Below are 18,293 nucleotides of genomic sequence, written 5' to 3'. Positions count from 1 at the left end.
GTATTCCAAGCCTTGTAAATCCGTGACCGCCGCCCATCTCGAATCCTTTTCAAAAGCCCGTATTCTTGTGATCGGGGATGTCATGCTGGACCATTTCATCTGGGGGGCGGTGAGGCGGATCTCTCCTGAGGCGCCTGTGCCCATCGTGGAAGTGACCAAGGAAACCACCTTCCCGGGGGGGGCAGCCAACGTCGCACGCAACCTGTCCGCCTTCACACCCCATGCTTACCTCATGGGCCGAGTTGGCCGGGACAGTTCCGCAGGAGAACTGCGCCGCCTTTTGCATGAGGAAGGCGTCAATACGGACCCCATGCTGGAGAGCAGCGTGCTGCCCACCATCGCCAAAACGCGCATCATCGCCCGCCAGCAGCACGTCGTGCGGGTGGACCGGGAGACGATTGAAAAACTCTCCGCCGAGGAGCTCAAAGAGGTCTGCCAGAAAGTGGACGCCATGCTGCCTGATCTGGACGGCCTCATCATTGAGGACTATGGCAAAGGATTCGTCACCCAGGCTTTTGTGGACCAGGTCCTTGGCCTGGCTAAGTCCGCTGGCAAGCTCGTCACCGTGGATCCTTCACCGCGCAATCCCCTGAGCTGGCGCGGTGCTTCGTTGGTGAAGCCCAACCGGCTGGAGGCCTTTGCCGCCGCTGGCATCCTGGATCATCGCACGCCCGGCCCCCCGCTGGAGGACCGCCGTCTGCTGGAAGTGGGAGAGCAATTGCTGGATCAATGGGCGGTCGGCAAAGTGCTCGTCACCCTCGGTGAGCTGGGCATGATGCTGTTTCAGCGTGATCTGGCCCCGCTTCACATCCCCACCCGTGCGCGTGAAGTGTATGACGTGTCCGGGGCAGGGGATACGGCCATTGCCTTCCTCACCCTCGCCATGGCAGCAGGTTTCAGTGCCGAGGCTGCGGCGGACATTGCCAACCACGCCAGCGGCATCGTCGTTGGCAAGCTGGGCACCGCCCGCGTGATGAAAGACGAGCTTCTGCAAGCCTTCGAAGACTGAACCGACCTGTCTCTATGTCTGACTTTAACTCTATGCTTCAAGGCCACCTGGATGGCCACCTCGCCACGCTGAAACGTCTTGATGAATGCCGCGACACGCTCGCCGCCATCGCTCAGGCCTGGGTGGACGCGCTTAAAAATGGCAAAAAAGTCCTCTTTTTTGGCAACGGCGGCAGCGCTGCGGATGCCCAGCATCTGGCAGCCGAACTCTGCGTGCGTTACCGCCTGAACCGCCGTGCCCTCGCCGGCCTGGCTCTCACCACGGACACTTCCGTGCTCACCGCCCATAGCAATGACTACGGTTTTGAAACCGTCTTTGCCCGCCAAGTCGAGGCTCTTGCCCAGCCTGGCGATGTCGTCGTCGGCATCTCCACCTCCGGCACCAGCAAGAACGTCGTCGCCGGCCTGAAAGCCGCCCGTGAGGCCGGTTGCGTGGTCGTCTCCTTCACGGCGGAAAACGGGGCTGATTGCGCCGCGCTTGCCCATCACGCCTATTGCGTCCCCACGACCGTGACCGCCTTTGCTCAGGAGTGCCATTTGCTGGCCGGTCACGTGCTGTGTGAATACGTGGAAGCCGCGTTTCAGGATTGAGAGGCAGGCGTGGTCCTGACTCACCCCCTGCCAGAAGGCTGTCATCTTCGATCTGCTGATCCTCATGAACCGCATGTATTGGAGAGACCTTTTTGCCAGTTTTCCGCAGGCTTTGCTTAGAAGTCTGAAGCAGCATGGTTGGAAGGGCGCATATCTATCCCTCTCCGTTTTTGTCCTCCGCCGTCTCTGGTGGCCCGTGCATATCCATCCCATGCTCTGCCTTACCAACTGGCGGGAAGGCGTCAATTACCTGGATAACTTCATCCTCGGTGAACTGCGCCACCCGGAGGTGGAAAAAATGCTCCGTTCCGCGGATGCTGGCGAAGTCATCGAGGTCGGGGTCAATGTCGGCATCACCTCACGCTGGTGGCTCACGCTGAATCCCGATCTCCATGTCATCGGCATAGACATGATGCAGGAGGCCCTGGACTACACGGGACGCTGCATGAGCGTCTTAAACCTGGGCAGCCACTGGTATCCTGTCCTCGGAGCAGTTGGCGACGCCGAAGGCCGGATGACGGTCCGTTTCGACGATCCCATGGAAGGCACCAACAGCCTGGATAACCCCATGGGCGGTATTCAGCGCACGGTTGAGATCAATACCCTGGACGCCTATTTGCAGCGTGCCCCGATGAAGAAACCGCTGCTGCTGAAACTGGACATCGAGGGCCATGCCTCCCCGGCCCTGCGCGGAGCATCCAGTCTCTTGCAAACCGTCCGTTGGGTGGTTGTCGAAATCCACCATGATGAGGAGCTGGCCCAGTCCGCAGAACTGCTGACCCGGCAGGGTTTCGGCCTGCGTCACTTTTACGGCAGAACCATGTGGTGGATGCGGCTGGACTGATATGATTTTGCGGAATCTCTCCTGGCTCACGGTCTCGCAGATGGTGCGCCTGGTCACAGGCCTGTTTGTGGGAGCCTGGCTCACCCGTGCCCTGGGGCCGGAGAAAAACGGCCTGCTGGGCACCGCGTTGGTCATCAGCTCCCTCATGGGCTTCACGGCGGAGCTTGGTCTGCGCCAGGTGCTGATCAAAGAGCTGTCCGTCCGCAGCGAGGATGCCGGGCTGGTCTTTGGGACGGCGGCGCGCATCATGTTCTTCTGGGGCATGGTGTGTTTTTTCATCGCCTCGGCCGTGGCCTGGTGGTGGGGCGGGGTGGAGATGCTCATCGTCGGCAGTATTCTTTATTCATCCCTCCCTCTGAATGCCTACCTGGCCGTCCTTTCACGCTGGGATGCCGCCCAGCAGGCGCAGCGCACCGCCCGCCTTGGCATTTTAGCCAATGTGCTGGCCGCCATTGCACGGGTCATCTGTATCCTGGCAGGGGCGGATCTCCGCTGGGCTGCCTTGACCATAGTGCTGGAGGTGGTCGTCTCTGCGGCGGCCGCCTGGAGATGGTCGGTCAAAAATGGCTGGGCATCCGATCTCCTCGCCTGGGATGCCCAGGTGGCCCGTTCACTGCTTCGTGAATCACTGCCGCTTTTCCTGGCCCATTCAGGCACCCTGCTTTTGCTGCGCGCGGACCAGTTGATGATTTATCAGCTCCGTGGCGCGGCGGAAGCGGGGGTTTATGCCGCTGCTACCCGTCTTTCTGAAATCGTCTATGCCGCCGGACCTTTGATGATCATGACCTTCATGCCTGTCTTGACGCGTACCTTTCACACGGATCCCGCCCGTTATCACCGGCAGTGCGCGTGGTTGTTCGGTGCTCTGAGTCTGGTGGGGTATGCCTCCATCCTCTTCTGGTGGCTGGCGGGCGGGGTCGTGGTGCGGATTTTGTATGGTGAGGCTTTTGAGCAGGCCGCACTGGTCCTGCTTGTCCATGGCATCGCCGCCGTTCCCTATCTTCATGGAGAACTGCGCAGTGCCGTGCTGGTGATCGAAAAGAAGACCGTCTGGAGCATCCGTTGCGCGCTTGCAGGGCTGCTCATCAATATTGGCTTGAACCTTTGGCTGGTGCCCGTCCATGGAGCAGTTGGCGCCGCCTGGGCCACTGCCATTGCCTACACCTTGGTCTGGCTGGTGGCCTCCCTCATCCTGCCAGCCTTGAGGCCTGTCGGCCACCAGCAATTCGCCGGTCTGACCAGCCCTTTTTGGCTGGCAAAAGACCTCCGGCAGTGGAGGGTGCTCATGCAGTGAAATCAGACCCTCTGGACCTCGTCAATCTCCGCCGCATCGCCATCGTGCGCTGCTGTGGTTTGGGCGACGTGGCGCAGATGACCCCGCTCTTACAGCAGATCCGGCAGGATGCCCCTCAGGCCCAGGTGGAAGTCTTCTTGAATGATAATGTGGCCCCTTTGCTGCACGGCTCCGTCTGGGTGGACAAAGTCCATGCTTTACCCGCATCCGACTTTGCTTCTTCTGGCAGGGATCCATTGTATAAACGCCTCTGGCGGCAGGTTCGCAGGCAGGGAATCTTTGATGCTCTTTTCTGCCTGGATCTCTCCTGGTCCCGCAGCCTCTATTCCCGCTCTGTCCGTGCGGCTTGGCGTATCGGGTTCCGGACCGAGTCGTGGAAACCGTATTTTCCTTTCAACTTTGATGTCACGGTGCCGCTGGATTACCCGCGCAATGCCGATCATACCTCCCTTTGGTTTCTGCGTTTGTGGGCCGGGGCTGCGGATGTGAAGGATCATGGTTTTGCGGCGGATTTGCGGCATCTCCAGGATAGAGAAGGGGGCCGCCTGGCGCGTCACATCGCCCTCGTTCCCCGTGCGGGAAATGAACTGGTGCCCGGAGACCTGAAGCAATGGCCGCTGCGCCACTGGCCGCGGCTGGCGGAAGGCCTCCTGGCGCAGAAATGGATCCCCGTTGTTCTCGGTCGGGAAGGGGATCTCGACATGAAAACCATGCCCGCTGGCACGGTTGACATGCTGGGCAAACACAACGTCACGGAAGTCTCCCGTTACATCTCCCGCTGTGCCGGACTCATTGGCAATGACTCTGGGTTATACCACATTGCCCTGGCCATGGGCATACCTGCCGTTGGTTTGTTTGGCCCCACGGCGGTGGCGCGCACCGGGCCTTTCCGCGCGCCTCACGGCCTGGCTCTCAACGCACCGCTGGCCTGCGTGCCCTGCTGTGCGACGACCTGCAAAGTCCCGGCTGAAGCACGCGATGAAAAGCTCCGGCCCTTCTGTCTTTCCTCGCTTGCACCGGAAACGGTGTGTGATCGTGCCCTGGAGCATTTTTACAGGTTCAACGCATGAATGAAGGACGCTCAGGCGCATTGCTTCCCATGTTTGTCATGGGGGGCATCGGGCTGTTTGCCCTTGCCTCCATCCTTCTGACGGAAGGCAACACCATTGGAGAATTTTGCCGCTACCTGCTGGTCGGCGGTTTTCTCCTCAGTGTCGTTGCACCCCGTGCCGGGTTTTACATCTGGCTCACGCTCTGCGGTTATAACGACCTGCTCAAGCGTCTCATGATCATGGGAGGCCGTGTCACCCATGGTGACCTGCCGTTTGTCCTGGGCATCACGCCGGCGATGTTCGGCGGTGTGGTCGTGGCGTTGATTCTGGGCGGCCTCATCGGTGGCCGGCGGCTCATGTTCCGGGACCTCATCGCCATCATCGCTGGCTGTGTGCTCATGGTTGCCACCGGCGCCATCGCCTATCTGAAGGAGGGCAGCGGATTGAACGGGGTGCTTCAGGCCATGGCCAATAATGGTCTCTACGCTCTGCTGCTCTTTGTCCTGCCCATGATGTTCAGCAAAGTGGATGAGCTGCAGCGTCTGTGGCGCTTTTTGGTGCTTATCTTTTTGCCAGTGGCCATCTATGGCGTCATCCAGCAGATGCAGGGCTTTGCGGCGTTTGAACTGGATTACCTGGAGACCGGCCTCAGCATCGAGATCAAGCAGCTTGTCACCCAGGAGGTGCGGGCCTTTTCCACCCTGAACTCTCCCAGCGCCCTTTCCGTGGTCTGCGCTACCCTGGCCGTGGCCAGCCTCTTTCTCGGTTTCTCCCAGCGTGACAAGAACACGCCGCCAGTGCTGCATCCTGCTCTCGCGATTCTCTGCTTTGGCATCCACTGCGCCGGCCTGATCGCGGCCACGAGCCGCACCCCCATTCTCATCATTCCCATCGCGCTGGCCGGTGGCTGGTGTTTTTATTCCAAATCACGAACCCAGTTTTTTTATGCCGTATCGGCCGGAGCTTTTATCACTCTCATCGTGGCCTCCCCCTGGCTGGTGCAGAGGATGGATTATCTGAACCAGTTCATCTCTAGCCTCGCGCCCCGTGAAACTTTCATTGGCCGCATGGTGGTCGTCGGGACTTATTGGGACCGTCTGGAGGGCTTTGCCACCGTGCTGATGAACCCGGATGCCTACAGGCTGTTTGGCTGGGGCATTGATGAAAACGGTGAAGGGCGTTTTCATTTTCATGATCCGCTCAGCGAAATTTTGGTGCGCTTCGGTGCCGTGGTGCTCTTTACGCTGGTGGTGTCAGGCCTGCTCTTTTTGCGCCTCAGCCATCATCAGGCCTGGCGTTTGCATGAGAGCCAGGACCGCCAGTTTGCCGCCCGCATGATCGCCCTCAGTTTCGCCATCCTGGCCGTTTCGCTCATCAGCGGCAGCATCCTTTCCGTCTTTCCTAACAATGTATTCTTCTGGATGTGTCTGGCCGGCGTGGCCGTTCTGGCCCGTGCGCAGTCCATTCAGGAAAAGCGCGAAAAATACGCCTCTTCTCCAGATTTTCCTTCTTTGACCCTGCCACCAAAAGGGGAGCGAATCGTGCCGATGAGGCCACGCAGCCGGCAGGGAGGTATGCATCATTCATGAGACGTTTTTTCCAGGTTTACTGGGCGCTTGCCCGTGTCTGGCCGTTCGTGCGGGGGCGTGACTTCATGCTCAGGAACATCCTCCGCAGGCCCGCCTGGCGGGATGCGCTCGCGGGCCGTTCCTCGCGGGTTCAGGTGCGGGCTGGTTTTTCCATGTGCGTCAATCCGGGCAATGACTTCATTTCCATGGGGCTGAAGCTGTTTGGCAACATTGAACCGGTGACTGAGGCGTTCATTCTCGCTCATGTACCGCCGGGCGGCGGGTTTGCAGACATTGGTGCCAATGTCGGTTACTTCACCCTGCGGGTGGCCACCGGACGTCCAGGGGCCACGGTCCATGCCTTTGAGCCCAATCCGCCCATTGCCACGCTGCTGGAGGAAAGCGTGCAGTTGAACGGTCTGAGAGGTCGGGTCATCGTCAACCGCCTTGCCGTGGGCAATGTCCCTGGCGTCCTGCCCTTCTGTTTGCATGAGACCAACACCGGGCATTCCCGTCTGGCTGCGGACGGTGCCACGGGGGATATCCAGGTGCCGGTCATTGTCTGGGATGAATGGTGGAGTCAGCAACGGCCCGAGCCGCGTATCCACTGCGTGAAAATGGACATCGAAGGAGCTGAACTCCTGGCTCTGCACGGCATGACCGGCTTCCTGCAACGGCAGAAACCCGCCCTCATCGTTGAGGCCTATGACCATCAGCTCCGCGAATTTGGTTGCAGCCGGGAAAAGTTGCAGCAGTTCATACTCGGCCTCGGTTACCAGGAGGCACGGCCTGCCGATGGCAATTTTTACTTCACTCATCCTTTAGCCTGATGTCGCTGCTCCGCTCCATGGCCCGCCGCTGGCTGTTTACCTTTAACACCATCCGCTACCGTGTGGAATGGCCCCGGATCGAGCAGGCGCTCCTGGCTCATGTACCCCTGCGCGGAGTCCTCTTTGATGGCGGTGCGGGATCGGGTGAGTTTGTCCGCCGCTGCATTGAACTGGGTTTTGATGAAGCCATTGCCCTGGAATACGATGAGGAGAACTATGCCCGTCTGCAGGCCAATGCCGGCCGCCTCCCGCAGGTGCGCACGATGCGTGAATCGCTGCTGGATATCCCCTTGCCGGATGCTTCGGTGGACGTTGTCCTTTCCACCCAGGTGCTGGAGCACATCACGAATCACGAACGCGCAGCGGCTGAGCTGTGCCGCATTCTCAAACCCGGCGGATTTGCTGTGATCACCGTGCCACGGCCGCCGGAGCCCTTTCCCAATGCGGACCACATGCGGGAAGGTTATACCGAAGAGGAGCTGACCGCCCTGTTTGCCCCCTATGGCATGAAGACGATCACCCATGACTGGTTCCTCACCCGGGATACCGTGGACCGGATGCTGAGCTGCGCCCGGCTGCCTGTGCGTGGTATGTTTGTGCCTGTGGTGTTGGTGGACGGAGAGACCCACCTGTCTCCCAAGGAACGCCGCGCCCTGCGTCCTTATGGGCTGTTGACTGTGTTTCAAAAAGCAGCCTGATGGCACCCCCCTCACAGCCGCACGGGCGAAAACTCCTCTGGATGGACCCCGCTTTTCGCGCCAGCCGGCCCACCGCGCAGAGCCTTTGCCTGGCTCTTCCTTTTCTTCTGGAGAAAGGCTGGCAGATGGAGCTTTGGTGCCTGCACCATGATGAGGCGCTGGACCCGCGGGTCAAAGTGCGGCTGCTGCCGCGCGCACGCTGGCTCCGTCTGCTGGAGCCATTGTGGTTTTGGCTGGCGGCCTTCTGCCTGCTCACCATCCGCCGATGGCGTGGTCATAATGAAGACATCGTCCACACCAGCGGGCCGGACATTCCAGGCGCGGATGTCATGTCTCTGCATTTTCACAACCGGACCTGGATCGGCCTTCAGGTGCATGAGCTGTCCCATTCTTTTAAAGACCGCCTCAAGATTCTGCACACGGTCATCGGCTTCATCCAGGAAACGGTGGCCCTGAGCTCGAAACGCTGGCGCATCCTTCTACCTGTCTCCGAGGGCCTGGCCAAACGCGTCCGCCCCCAGCTCTCTCCGGACAAATCAGTTCTGGTGTTGCCTAACTTATTGGATGAAAAACGCTTCAATCTTTCCGTCCGGCCGCTTCACCGGGCCGCGCTACGCACCCGGCTTCAGGCAGATGACCGGGATTACATCTTCATCTTTGTCAGCACCGGCCATTACCACCGCAAAGGCCTTTGGCCAGCCGCTCGCGCCATCCGTGCATGCCGGGAAATGGCCCGTAAGGAATGCGGCCTGAATCTGCGCTTTCTCGTCGTCGGGGCAGGGGACCGGGCACAGCAGTCCCTCATTCCCCAGTTGAATGAACTGGTGCCTGGCTGGCGTGACTGGATTCAACTTGTGCCTCCAGTCACGGATGTGGAAAGCTGGTACGCGGCCTCAGACGCCTTTCTCTTTCCTTCGCGGTATGAGACCTTTTCCCTCGTCGCACTGGAGGCTTCCGCCTGCGGACTGCCGCTTCTCATCACTCCTTATGACGGACATGAAATGTATCTAAAAGAGGGTATAAACGGATGTTTGCTGCCTTGGGACCAGGAAGGGGTGGATGCCTGCCTTGCAGACTTTCTGCGTTCCGGCAGGCACTCCATGAAACCGGGTCCGGCCAGCAGCCTGAATGCCGCAGCTTATGCTGCCCGCCTGGATGAAATTTATACCGGCCTTCTTCAAGCCCGCGCATGACCTCCGCACCGCGCATTCATCTGGCCCCGGCTCATCCCTGCATGGGCTGGATCAGCATGAACCGGTATTGGCAGGCTCTCCTTCTTGAGTCTGCCGGGGATGCAGATGTCCGGTCCTTGTTTCCTGAGGTGCCGGTGGAATCTCCCGCCAGCCCGCGTTGGGTGCGCCTGTGGGTGCGCCGCTTTGCCTATCCCAAGTTGATCCGTTCCAAGGTGAAAGCGGGGGTCATGCATTTGCTGGATCACAGTTTTGCGGACCTTTTAAAAAAGGTTCCTCCTGGCGTCAAAACCGTCATCACCGTGCATGATCTCATTCCCTTGACGGAACACTCAGGTCTCACCGCGTCCCAGCAGGTACGGTTTGCAAGGACCGTGGCCAACGTGGCGCTGGCGGACAGGGTGGTCTGTGTCTCGCAGCATACCCGGTCAGAGGTCAGGCGGCTGCTGCACATTCCGGAGGAAAAACTCCACGTCCTTCCCAACGGCACCTCCACCCTCCCCGCACCGGAGGAAAGCATGCGCCAGCATCTCAGCGGACTCCCGCCTTTCATCCTCACCGTCGGCAGTTCACGGCCGCGAAAAAATCTCGCTCTGCTGCCACCTCTGGCCCGGCATCTGGCGGCGCAAGGTCATCGTGCCACCTTGGTGCGGGCAGGCGACCGGCTGGACGAATCCCTCGCTTCCGAAATCCGCCAGCATGCGGACCTGCATGAGCTGGGGGGCGTCTCCGATGCCGCCCTGGCGGCTGCCTATGCAACGGCGGCCCTGACCCTGGTTCCTTCCACTCACGAAGGATTTGGCCTGCCCGTTTTGGAGGCCATGCACGCCGGCTGCCCTGTTGTCCACAGCCTGGCCACCAGTCTGCCGGAAGTGGCGGGAGAGGCAGGTCTCGGTTTCGACCCGGCCGATGCCGCCCAGGCTGCCGCGCTCTGCCTGCAAATCCTCACGGACCCGTCTTTGCGCCAGCAAAAGATCTCCGCCGGGCTGGAGCGGGCCGCAGAATTCACCTGGAAAGCCCACTGGCAGGGGCTGCAAAAAATCTATATGGAGTTGCTGCAATCATGACCGCCTTATTCAAAAGCCATGGGTGGCCGCTCGCCCTCTGTGGCATTGCCCTGCTGCTGCTCGTCGGCTGGCAGCCGTATGCCGCAGGGTATGGCGAATTCCGTCTCACCATCGGGAGGGAACTGGTCATCCGCTGGCTGGACCCTACCTGGGAGCACGGTTTCCTGGCTCCGTTCATCGCGGGCTGGCTGGTGTGGCGTCAGCGCGCGGCCTTGGCCGCGCTGCCGGCCAGAGGCAGTGCCTGGGGACTGCTGATCATGGTGGTGGCCATGCTGTTTTACTACGCGGGATACAAGGCCAATAACTATTACTTCGGGGCCTTTGGCATCCAGTGGTTTGTGGCAGGTGTCGTCTTGTGGATTTGGGGCGTGGGGCACTCGAAGCGTTTGTTCTTTGCCTGGCTCATGCTCGGCTTCACCTGGCCTCTGGTCTTTTTGGAAGAAAGTGTCGGCTACCGCCTGCGGGTCCTGATGGTGGAAAGTGTCTCCATGGTTCTGAACTTCATCCAGGTGGATACCATCCGCGACGGCACTGCTCTGACCTCAGCACCTGATGCCGCTTCCGGCCATGCCTTGGGGCAGCTTTTCAGCCTGAAAGTGGACGGTCCATGCAGTGGCATGCGGTCCCTCTTTGCCTTGCTGATGGTTTCGGCTCTTTTCGGTTACTTCAGCCAAAGAACCTTGTGGCGTCGCCTGGTTATTTTCGCGTGCAGCCTGCCTTTGGCCATCATCGCCAACATGGCGCGCATCTTTATTTTGTTAGGCGGCTCCGTGGTTTTTGGCCAGGACTTCGCGGTCGGTAATGAGGACAAGGAAGTTTCCACCTTCCACTTTGTCTCCGGCATCGCCGTTTATCTCGTCGCCCTTTTGGGATTGCAGACCGTCGCAGTCCTCCTGAACCGCTTCGCCGGTCCGGATCAGCCTCGTGAGTCATTGCTTGCGGGAAAGGCTGCTCAGCCTCTCTCCGCTGCTTTTGTTTTACGCCCCTGGGTCATGGCTGCCCTGGTCCTGGCTGCCATCGCCGGCTGCCGCCTTTCGCCCGAAGTCACTGCGGGCAGCCAGGCCGGGGTGGTCATGGAACTCCCCACTGGCATTGGCCGCTTCGTGGGCGATGCCGAAGAGCCTGACAAAGTCGAAAAAGAGCTTCTGCCTGCCGATACTCAGATCGTTAAAAAGCGCTACCGCACACTATCCTCCCCAGACATGCGGGATGTGGCCAACGTCACCCTCGTGCTGTCCGGTGCCGAGCGCCGAAGCATCCACCGTCCCGAAGTCTGCCTGGACGGACAGGGCTGGACGCTGCTGGAGTCCCGTGTCATTCCTGTGGAGATCTTCCCCGGCCGCATCCTGGAGGTAAAGGACCTCCACATCGAGCGCATCTGGGTGGCCCCTGACGGCAGCCGCAAACCCCTGCGTGCGCACTATGTTTACTGGTTTGTCGGCACAGATGTCACCACTCCCCACAATGCCACACGGGTCTGGCTCAGCAGTTGGGACAACATCACCCGCAACGTCAATCACCGCTGGGCCTACCCCAGCGTCACCGCCTGGGTCACAGAAAATTTCGATCCGGCAGAAACCGGCCAGCGCCGCCGGAGTTCAGAAGAAACCATGGAGGTCATCCTCACGCTGATCAAAAATCTGACACCCCGCTTTCAAACTTCTTTCATGACGGAAGGCCGGCCCGCTCATTAAATACCTCATGACCCGCAGACTGGACAGGGACACAGAGCTGATGATTGATGCCATGCGTGGCATTGCAGCTCTGCTCATTGTCTTCACCCACGCCTTTGACCTGGCCGTGGCCCATGCCTATGGCTGGAGTTATGCCAGCAGCCCTGAAATCTGGCGCTGGGCGCGTGCCAGCCTGGGGCATGGCAGCTTTTTGGTCTGGTGCTTTTTCATGATTTCAGGCTTTTGCATTCACCAGTCCATCTCCCGCAGCATCGCCGCCGGGGACTTTTCATTCGGCCGGTATGCCCTGGCGCGCATCACCCGCATCTACCCGCTTTTTCTGCTGGGCCTGGCCCTTGCCGTGGCGGCCTGGCTGCTGCATGAGGCCTTCGGCGGCAGTTACAATCCCGCTCCCAAGCGCGAATTCGCCGCCACGCTCTTTAGCCTCCAGATCCTCACCACCCCGTTCCCGGCCTATGAGACCTCATGGAGCCTCAGTTGTGAAATGATCTATTATGCCATCTGGCCCGTGGCCCTCTTCTTTGCTCGGGGCCGTGCCAGCCTTGCCGCGGCCCTCTCCATCTTCTCCGTCCTTCTGGTGGCCGCCACGATCATGATCCTCTGGAAAGGGCTTCATCTCCTCGAGTCCAGCGCTTTTGTCCAGGGTGTCTGGATCGTCTCCGTGCTGCTCCCTGTCTGGGTCTGCGGAGCCTGGCTGGCCGCTCATTGGGGCAGCCCCCGTTTGCAAATCTCCCGCCGCACCTGGATCGCCTCCATCGTCCTGTGTATCCTGTCGGAGAGCCTGCTCATTATCCTCAAGTTTAAAGAATACCCTACCTGGGCCGTTCATCTGGCCGGGTGGAGTGCCATTCCTGGTCTCATGCTTTTTCTCCTGGGTGGGCGCTACACCCGCCTCTCCGCCCGTGCCTGGGCCACGCCGGTCTGCCGCTGGCTTGGCAAGTTCAGCTACCCTTGCTACATCCTGCACATGCAGCTCCTGCTCCTGCTGGACCACTTTGTGGACATGCACTGGGGAAGCCTGGTCAATCGCTACCCCCTGTGGCACACGCTCATCGAATTCTCCATCGTCATGGCCATCCTGATCCTAATCGGCCCCCGGCTGGAAGTCTGGACCATGTCGTGGCGGCAGACCCTTCTTCAAAAAGTTCACAAGCCTGTTGTGATTGGTGCTTGAATTTATTAAAGTATTCCTGATTATCCGCACAGCGAAATTAACTTTCTTAAAATTTAATCAATATCCCCTAGATTTATTATGAAATTTATGAGAAACTTGGCTGTATGAAGTTTGGCATTCTGATTTTCAGCTTTCTTTTGGCGTTCACGGCGGCCTCTCATAGCCAGACGGCTTTCAACGGCGTGGACAATGATGGCTTTATCGGTGTTTATGACATCAATGACCAGCATTACTGGTGGCTCTGCGTGGAGCCAAACGGCTCACCTGCTCCCATTGCAGGAGATGGTTTTCTCGGGGATGCCTTAAGCCTTACGGATGCGTGGACCCGCCAGAACACCGAGCGCAACGACTACTACACCACCTCGCCAGATGCCCTGGCTGCACAGGCTGCCCTGGGCAAGCAGATCAACATCATGGAGTATGTGCTGGATACGTATCTGCCCATCGCCACCCTCACCACCCCGGGTGCACTTCTGGAGGGCAGCGAAAATGCCGGTCACTACGGCAATAATGAGACCTTCTACAACTCCATGTTCGCGGTGCAGAATTTCCTCGCCGAGGTTTATGGCAAGCCCACCCACACGGACTTCACCGACCTCGGTGACTTTGCAGACCGCTGGTCTGGGGACCTCAGCGAAGCCGGCCTCGCCCGCTCCTCTCTCTTTCAGTCCATCCTGCTGGATGTGGCTGACAAAGACGGCCTCGGTTTCTTCGCCAGCTACGATGTCGTCAATGATTACTACATCGCCAACACCCTTTTCCCGGAAGGTGATGCCTTCAATTATCAGGACGCCCTCATCATCGTCGCACCGGTGCCTGAGCCCGGTGGTGCCCTGCTGATTGGCTGCTTCGGCCTTGCCGTCATGCTTCGTCGCTGGCGCAAACTGAGCTGATTGCGGCCATTCACCTGGCAGCTGGCAGTTCGAGCCCGGACAAGTCAAAGGTGGCATCCCTTTCGCTTCCCAAGTTTCCAGGGTTCATGTCGCTTTCTCAGCCATCACCTTCCCAGCGGGTCCGTGCGGAGCTTCACTGTCACACCATCGCCTCCAGTGATGGTATGATCACTCCCGACGGCTTGCTAAAGGCGGCTGCTCTTCAAAAACTGGATATCATTGCCATCACGGATCACGACACCACCGGGGGAGCCGTTGAGTTTCAAAAATGGTTCCGCAAAAAGAACTCCGCCACCCAGATTCTCATTGGCGAGGAACGCACCCTATCTAACGGCTGCCATCTCATCGGCCTGTTTCTTCATGGCGACATCGTCTCCCAGGATGCCCAGGACGTGATGGATGAGATCCACGCCCAGGGCGGTCTTGTCCTGGTGCCCCATCCGTATCGTTTGAAAGACGGTTTGTTAGGCCCACGCGGCCTGGATTTGGCGCAAATGACCGCCGCTGACGCTTACGAGATCCACAATGCCAAAGGCAGCCACGCGGACAATCTTCTGGCCCGCCAGCTTCACGAACAGCTGGCACCGCCATTTTTTGGAGGCAGCGATGCCCATTATGAAGCGGATGTCGGCCAGTGTGTGAACGAGATCGTCGCCACAGCCACGGCGGAGGAGACCGTCCGCGCCATGCTCCGCCGCCAGACTCCCTTTCGCATCCTCTCCCGGCCCCAGTCTGCAACCACGGCGGAGCGCAGATACGCTCCAGGATACTATGCTGTAAAACGCTTCCTGGCCGTTCCCCGTCCGCTTCTTCCCCTGGCCAAACAGGCCTACCGGCTGTATTGGAACGCCCGTCACGGCAGCAGTCCCCATGCCCTGGCTGAGCTCGTCACGCATCCCGCCGTCCATGCATAAAAAGTCCATCCGCCGCCTGGCTCAGCTTCATGGCTGGTGGACCTGCCATTCCTTCCTCCGGCGGACCTCCGCTTATTCAGAAGACCGCCGCCAGGCATGGATTCATCGCCAGCTCCAGCACACTCTCGTCACTGCCTACCTCGGCACACGCTATTACGCGGAGGTGTTTAAAGGCATCGGGTTCGATCCACGCACGGACTTCACCGGCCCAGAGACCCTGACGAGACTGCCGTTGCTGACCAAGGAAATCATTCGCGAGCGTTTCCACGATCTCATCAATCCCCGCTACCGCCGTTTCAGCGCGCAAGCGGAGACCAGCGGCACCACCGGCATGCCCATGCGCATGCTGCTGAATGAAAGCTACATCGCCCTGGACTATGCCTGCATGTACCAGATGTGGTCCCAGGCAGGCTACCGCTTCAGGGACCGTTTTCTGGCCCTGCGCAGTTACGTGCCGTCGCGTGCGGAGGATTCCCTCTGGATGCATGACCAGGTGCAAAACACCCTCTTCATGTCGGCCTACCACTTCTCACCCGGCACAGCGGCGCAGTACATGCAGGCCATCACCTCCTTTCAGCCCAAATTCATCCGCAGCTACCCTTCCTCCCTGCTGGTCCTGGCGGGATACCTGGAGCGCACCGGTCAGAGCCTCCCTTCCGTCAAAGGCGTCTTCACCGCCTCAGAGACCCTTTTGCCCCATGAGCGTGAAGTCATTCAGTGTGTCTTCGGCCCCATCTTGTTCGACTGGTATGGCATGACGGAGCCCACCCTCGTCGCTTATGAAGGCACCGATCACGACGGACTGAACATCGTCTGGCAGTATGGCCATCCTGAATTCATTCCCGATGCCACTCTGGCTCCGGGAGACTGCCGCCTCATCGCCACCAGCCTCCACAATCCCGTCATGCCCTTCATCCGGTATGACACAGGGGACATCATAACGCCTCATCCCTTGGTCCCGCTTGGCGAGCCTTATCCGCGCAAGATCGCCCGTGTGCAGGGCCGCAAAGATGACGTCATCCTCACCCCCGATGGCCGCCAGCTTCCCTCCGTCAATTTTTACACCGTATTCCGCGCTGTGCCAGGAGTCGTCCGTTTTCAGATCGTGCAGTCTGGTGCCGCAAACATCGTGGTGAACATCGAAAGTACGGCCGAGGGTTTTGACCGCCATCCCGCTTTCCTCCAGGTCCAGGAAGAGCTCCGTTCTCGCTTCGGCCCTGACATGCAGGTTGCCTACCGCCTGAATCAAAACTTCGAAACCAATGCCGATGGTAAGACGCCGGTTGTGCTTCGTCGCTTCTAATTTAAGTCCCGCCTATCCATGCGCCAGCTCGCCCAATACCAGGACGGCCGTCTCGAACTCCAGGACGTCCCCACGCCCATGCCCCCGCCCGGCGGCATCCTGGTGCAGACCACCTGTTCCGTCATTTCCCCCGGCACGGAAAAAATGAAGGTGGAGCAGGCCCGCATGTCCCTTTTGCAAAAGGCCAAAGCCCGGCCGGACCAGGTCAAAAAAGTGCTCGATACCGCGCGCACGCTCGGCTGGAAATCCGCCCTGGAAAAAGTACGTAACCGTCTGGAATCGCCTTCTCCCCTTGGTTACTCCGCTGCCGGCATCGTCATCGCCGTGGATGAGCTGAACACACGCTTTCGCATTGGTGACCGCGTGGCCTGCGGCGGAGCCGAATGCGCCTTTCATGCCGAAATGATCGCCGTGCCGGATCTCCTCGCCGCTCCCGTGCCGGAGGGTGTCGAAGACTGGCAGGCCGCCTACACCACCCTCGCCTCCATCTCCATGCAGGCTGTCCGCCAGGCCAGTGTGCAGTTGGGGGACCGGGTCCTCGTCCTTGGCCAGGGTCTCGTCGGCCTCCTTGCCACCAGCCTCCTCCGCGCCTCCGGGGCCCGCGTCCTCGTGGCGGATTATGCCGAGACCCGCCTGGATACCGCCCTCACCCTCGGGGCAGAGCGCACCGTCAATCCCGGCCAGTCCAGCCTCCCTGATGCCGTCCGCGACTGGACCGGCGGTGATGGCGTGGATGCTGTCTTGCTCTGTGTCGGTGGCCGGGGCAATGAAGCCGCCGATACCGCCATCACCTGCCTTCGCGACCGGGGCGTCATGGTCATTGTCGGCATTTACGATGCTGAGCTTTCCTGGAAAATCGCCTACATGAAGGACATTCAGGTCCGCTATTCCCGCAGCTACGGCCCCGGCCGCTACGATCCGCAGTACGAATGGGGCGGCAGGGACTACCCCATCGGCTACGTCCGCTGGACCGAAAACCGCAACTTCGACGCCTGCCTCCAGCTAATGAAAACCGGCCAGCTCCCCCTGGCCCCCCTCACCACCCGCCGCGCGCCCTTCACCGACGCCGTCTCCGTCTATGACGCCCTCATGCAACCCGGCAACACCGACATCGGCGTCATCCTGGATTACGGTAACAGCGCCCCCCTCCTCCCGACCATCGCACCTCAAACCGATCTCTCAGGTTCGTCATTCGGTGCCTCTTCGCCGGATAATTCCTCCTTCTCCCCACCCTCATCCCTTCACGTGCTCGGCGCCGGCAACTTCGCCCGCACCATGCTCCTCCCGCACCTCAAGGGTAACCTGCCCCTCGGCACCATCGTCAATGCCACTGGCCTCAGCGCCCGCCACGTCAAAGAAAAGTTTGGTTTCGCCCAGGCCGAAGCCGATGCCGCTGAAGTCTTCAAGCATTCCGGTGATGCTCTCATGATCGGCACCCGCCATCATCTCCACGCCCCCTTGGTCCTCCAGGGGCTCGCCGCCCGCCAGCACATCTTTGTCGAAAAGCCCCTCTGCCTCACCCGCGAGGAACTCACCCAGATTGACACCGCCATGGCCTCCACCCAGGGCAGCCTCATGGTCGGATTCAACCGCCGTTTTGCTCCCGCCACGGTCGCACTGAAGCAGCACCTGGCCGCTATCCCCGGTCCCAAAACCCTCGCCTATCACGTCTTCGCCGGTCCCCTCGCGCCGGACCATTGGTATGCCAACGTGGAAGAAAGCGGCGGACGAGTCCTTGGGGAGGCTTGCCACTTTTTTGATTACGCCTGTCACTTGTTAGGCCGCCCCGTCCAGGTCATGGCCCAGAGCATCGGCCGTCCCGCTTTTCCGGATTCCGTCACTGCCCAGATTGCCTTTGCCGACGGTTCCTCCGCCCAGATCCTCTACTCAGCCGAAGGGGATCAGGCCTATCCCAAAGAAAGCTTCCGCCTCTTTGCCTCCGGGTTTGTCGCCGAGTGTGAGAACTTTCAAAAGCTCACCCTCTATCGCAATCGCAAGCGCAACGCGATGGCATACACTTCCAAAGGCCACGCCGAAGAAATGGCCGCCTGGCTCGCCTTCCTCAAGAAGGGCGGCGACCACCCGCTGGCCTACCCGGAAGCCCGTCAAAGCATGGTCCTGACCTTCGCTGTCCTGGAAAGCCTGCGCCAGGGAGGTGCCGTGGCGGTCTGAG

At 60.1% G+C, this 18,293-nt stretch carries 16 protein-coding genes; all 16 read left to right on the top strand.

All coding sequences use genetic code 11. The annotated features are described in order from the left end of the window. Positions 1-22 precede the first annotated feature (22 nt). Positions 23-1,009: a PfkB family carbohydrate kinase gene (locus WJU23_RS06625; RefSeq protein WP_346331757.1), complete on the top strand. Its 987-nt coding sequence runs from the start codon at positions 23-25 to the stop codon at positions 1,007-1,009. Positions 1,010-1,041: 32 nt separating this feature from the next. Continuing rightward, complete coding sequence (locus WJU23_RS06620) at positions 1,042-1,599, top strand: D-sedoheptulose 7-phosphate isomerase (protein WP_346331756.1); 558 nt, start codon at positions 1,042-1,044, stop codon at positions 1,597-1,599. Between the two features lie 211 nt (positions 1,600-1,810). After that, complete coding sequence (locus tag WJU23_RS06615) at positions 1,811-2,443, top strand: FkbM family methyltransferase (protein ID WP_346331755.1); 633 nt, start codon at positions 1,811-1,813, stop codon at positions 2,441-2,443. Between the two features lies 1 nt (position 2,444). Beyond that, positions 2,445-3,737, top strand: a complete 1,293-nt coding sequence (locus WJU23_RS06610; protein ID WP_346331754.1) for a flippase — start codon at positions 2,445-2,447, stop codon at positions 3,735-3,737. Further along, the gene (locus WJU23_RS06605) at positions 3,734-4,807 is read left to right on the top strand and encodes a glycosyltransferase family 9 protein (RefSeq protein ID WP_346331753.1); all 1,074 of its coding nucleotides are present in this window, start codon (positions 3,734-3,736) and stop codon (positions 4,805-4,807) included. The genes WJU23_RS06610 and WJU23_RS06605 overlap by 4 nt, the downstream gene beginning before the upstream one ends. Further along, on the top strand, positions 4,804-6,378 hold the full coding sequence (locus WJU23_RS06600; RefSeq protein WP_346331752.1) for a hypothetical protein: 1,575 nt from the start codon (positions 4,804-4,806) through the stop codon (positions 6,376-6,378). Before WJU23_RS06605 ends, WJU23_RS06600 begins: the two co-directional genes overlap by 4 nt. Continuing rightward, positions 6,375-7,187, top strand: coding sequence for an FkbM family methyltransferase (locus tag WJU23_RS06595; RefSeq protein ID WP_346331751.1), 813 nt, complete (start codon positions 6,375-6,377; stop codon positions 7,185-7,187). Before WJU23_RS06600 ends, WJU23_RS06595 begins: the two co-directional genes overlap by 4 nt. Next, on the top strand, positions 7,187-7,885 hold the full coding sequence (locus tag WJU23_RS06590) for a class I SAM-dependent methyltransferase (RefSeq protein WP_346331750.1): 699 nt from the start codon (positions 7,187-7,189) through the stop codon (positions 7,883-7,885). Before WJU23_RS06595 ends, WJU23_RS06590 begins: the two co-directional genes overlap by 1 nt. Before the next feature lie 41 nt (positions 7,886-7,926). Further along, positions 7,927-9,078, top strand: coding sequence for a glycosyltransferase family 4 protein (locus tag WJU23_RS06585; protein ID WP_346331749.1), 1,152 nt, complete (start codon positions 7,927-7,929; stop codon positions 9,076-9,078). Continuing rightward, positions 9,075-10,142 (top strand): glycosyltransferase family 1 protein, encoded by a 1,068-nt coding sequence (locus tag WJU23_RS06580; protein ID WP_346331748.1) that lies wholly within the window; start codon positions 9,075-9,077, stop codon positions 10,140-10,142. Before WJU23_RS06585 ends, WJU23_RS06580 begins: the two co-directional genes overlap by 4 nt. Continuing rightward, positions 10,139-11,836, top strand: coding sequence for an exosortase/archaeosortase family protein (locus tag WJU23_RS06575; protein ID WP_346331747.1), 1,698 nt, complete (start codon positions 10,139-10,141; stop codon positions 11,834-11,836). The genes WJU23_RS06580 and WJU23_RS06575 overlap by 4 nt, the downstream gene beginning before the upstream one ends. A gap of 7 nt (positions 11,837-11,843) precedes the next feature. After that, a complete protein-coding gene (locus WJU23_RS06570; protein ID WP_346331746.1) occupies positions 11,844-13,010 on the top strand; it encodes an acyltransferase in 1,167 nt (388 codons plus the stop codon). Between the two features lie 104 nt (positions 13,011-13,114). Further along, entirely contained in the window at positions 13,115-13,903 is a 789-nt protein-coding gene (locus tag WJU23_RS06565) for a hypothetical protein (protein WP_346331745.1), read from the top strand. A gap of 86 nt (positions 13,904-13,989) precedes the next feature. Then, complete coding sequence (locus WJU23_RS06560; protein ID WP_346331744.1) at positions 13,990-14,817, top strand: PHP domain-containing protein; 828 nt, start codon at positions 13,990-13,992, stop codon at positions 14,815-14,817. Further along, positions 14,810-16,120 carry a hypothetical protein gene (locus WJU23_RS06555; protein WP_346331743.1) on the top strand — a complete coding sequence of 437 codons (1,311 nt, stop codon included), beginning with the start codon at positions 14,810-14,812 and terminating at the stop codon, positions 16,118-16,120. Before WJU23_RS06560 ends, WJU23_RS06555 begins: the two co-directional genes overlap by 8 nt. An 18-nt stretch (positions 16,121-16,138) precedes the next feature. Further along, the gene (locus WJU23_RS06550; RefSeq protein ID WP_346331742.1) at positions 16,139-18,292 is read left to right on the top strand and encodes a bi-domain-containing oxidoreductase; all 2,154 of its coding nucleotides are present in this window, start codon (positions 16,139-16,141) and stop codon (positions 18,290-18,292) included. The last annotated feature ends 1 nt before the right edge of the window (position 18,293 follow it).

The sequence above is a fragment of the Prosthecobacter sp. SYSU 5D2 genome, from assembly GCF_039655865.1.
Lineage (GTDB): Bacteria > Verrucomicrobiota > Verrucomicrobiia > Verrucomicrobiales > Verrucomicrobiaceae > Prosthecobacter.
Note: the sequence above shows the minus strand (reverse complement) of the source record. Positions and strands in the feature narration are given on the sequence as shown.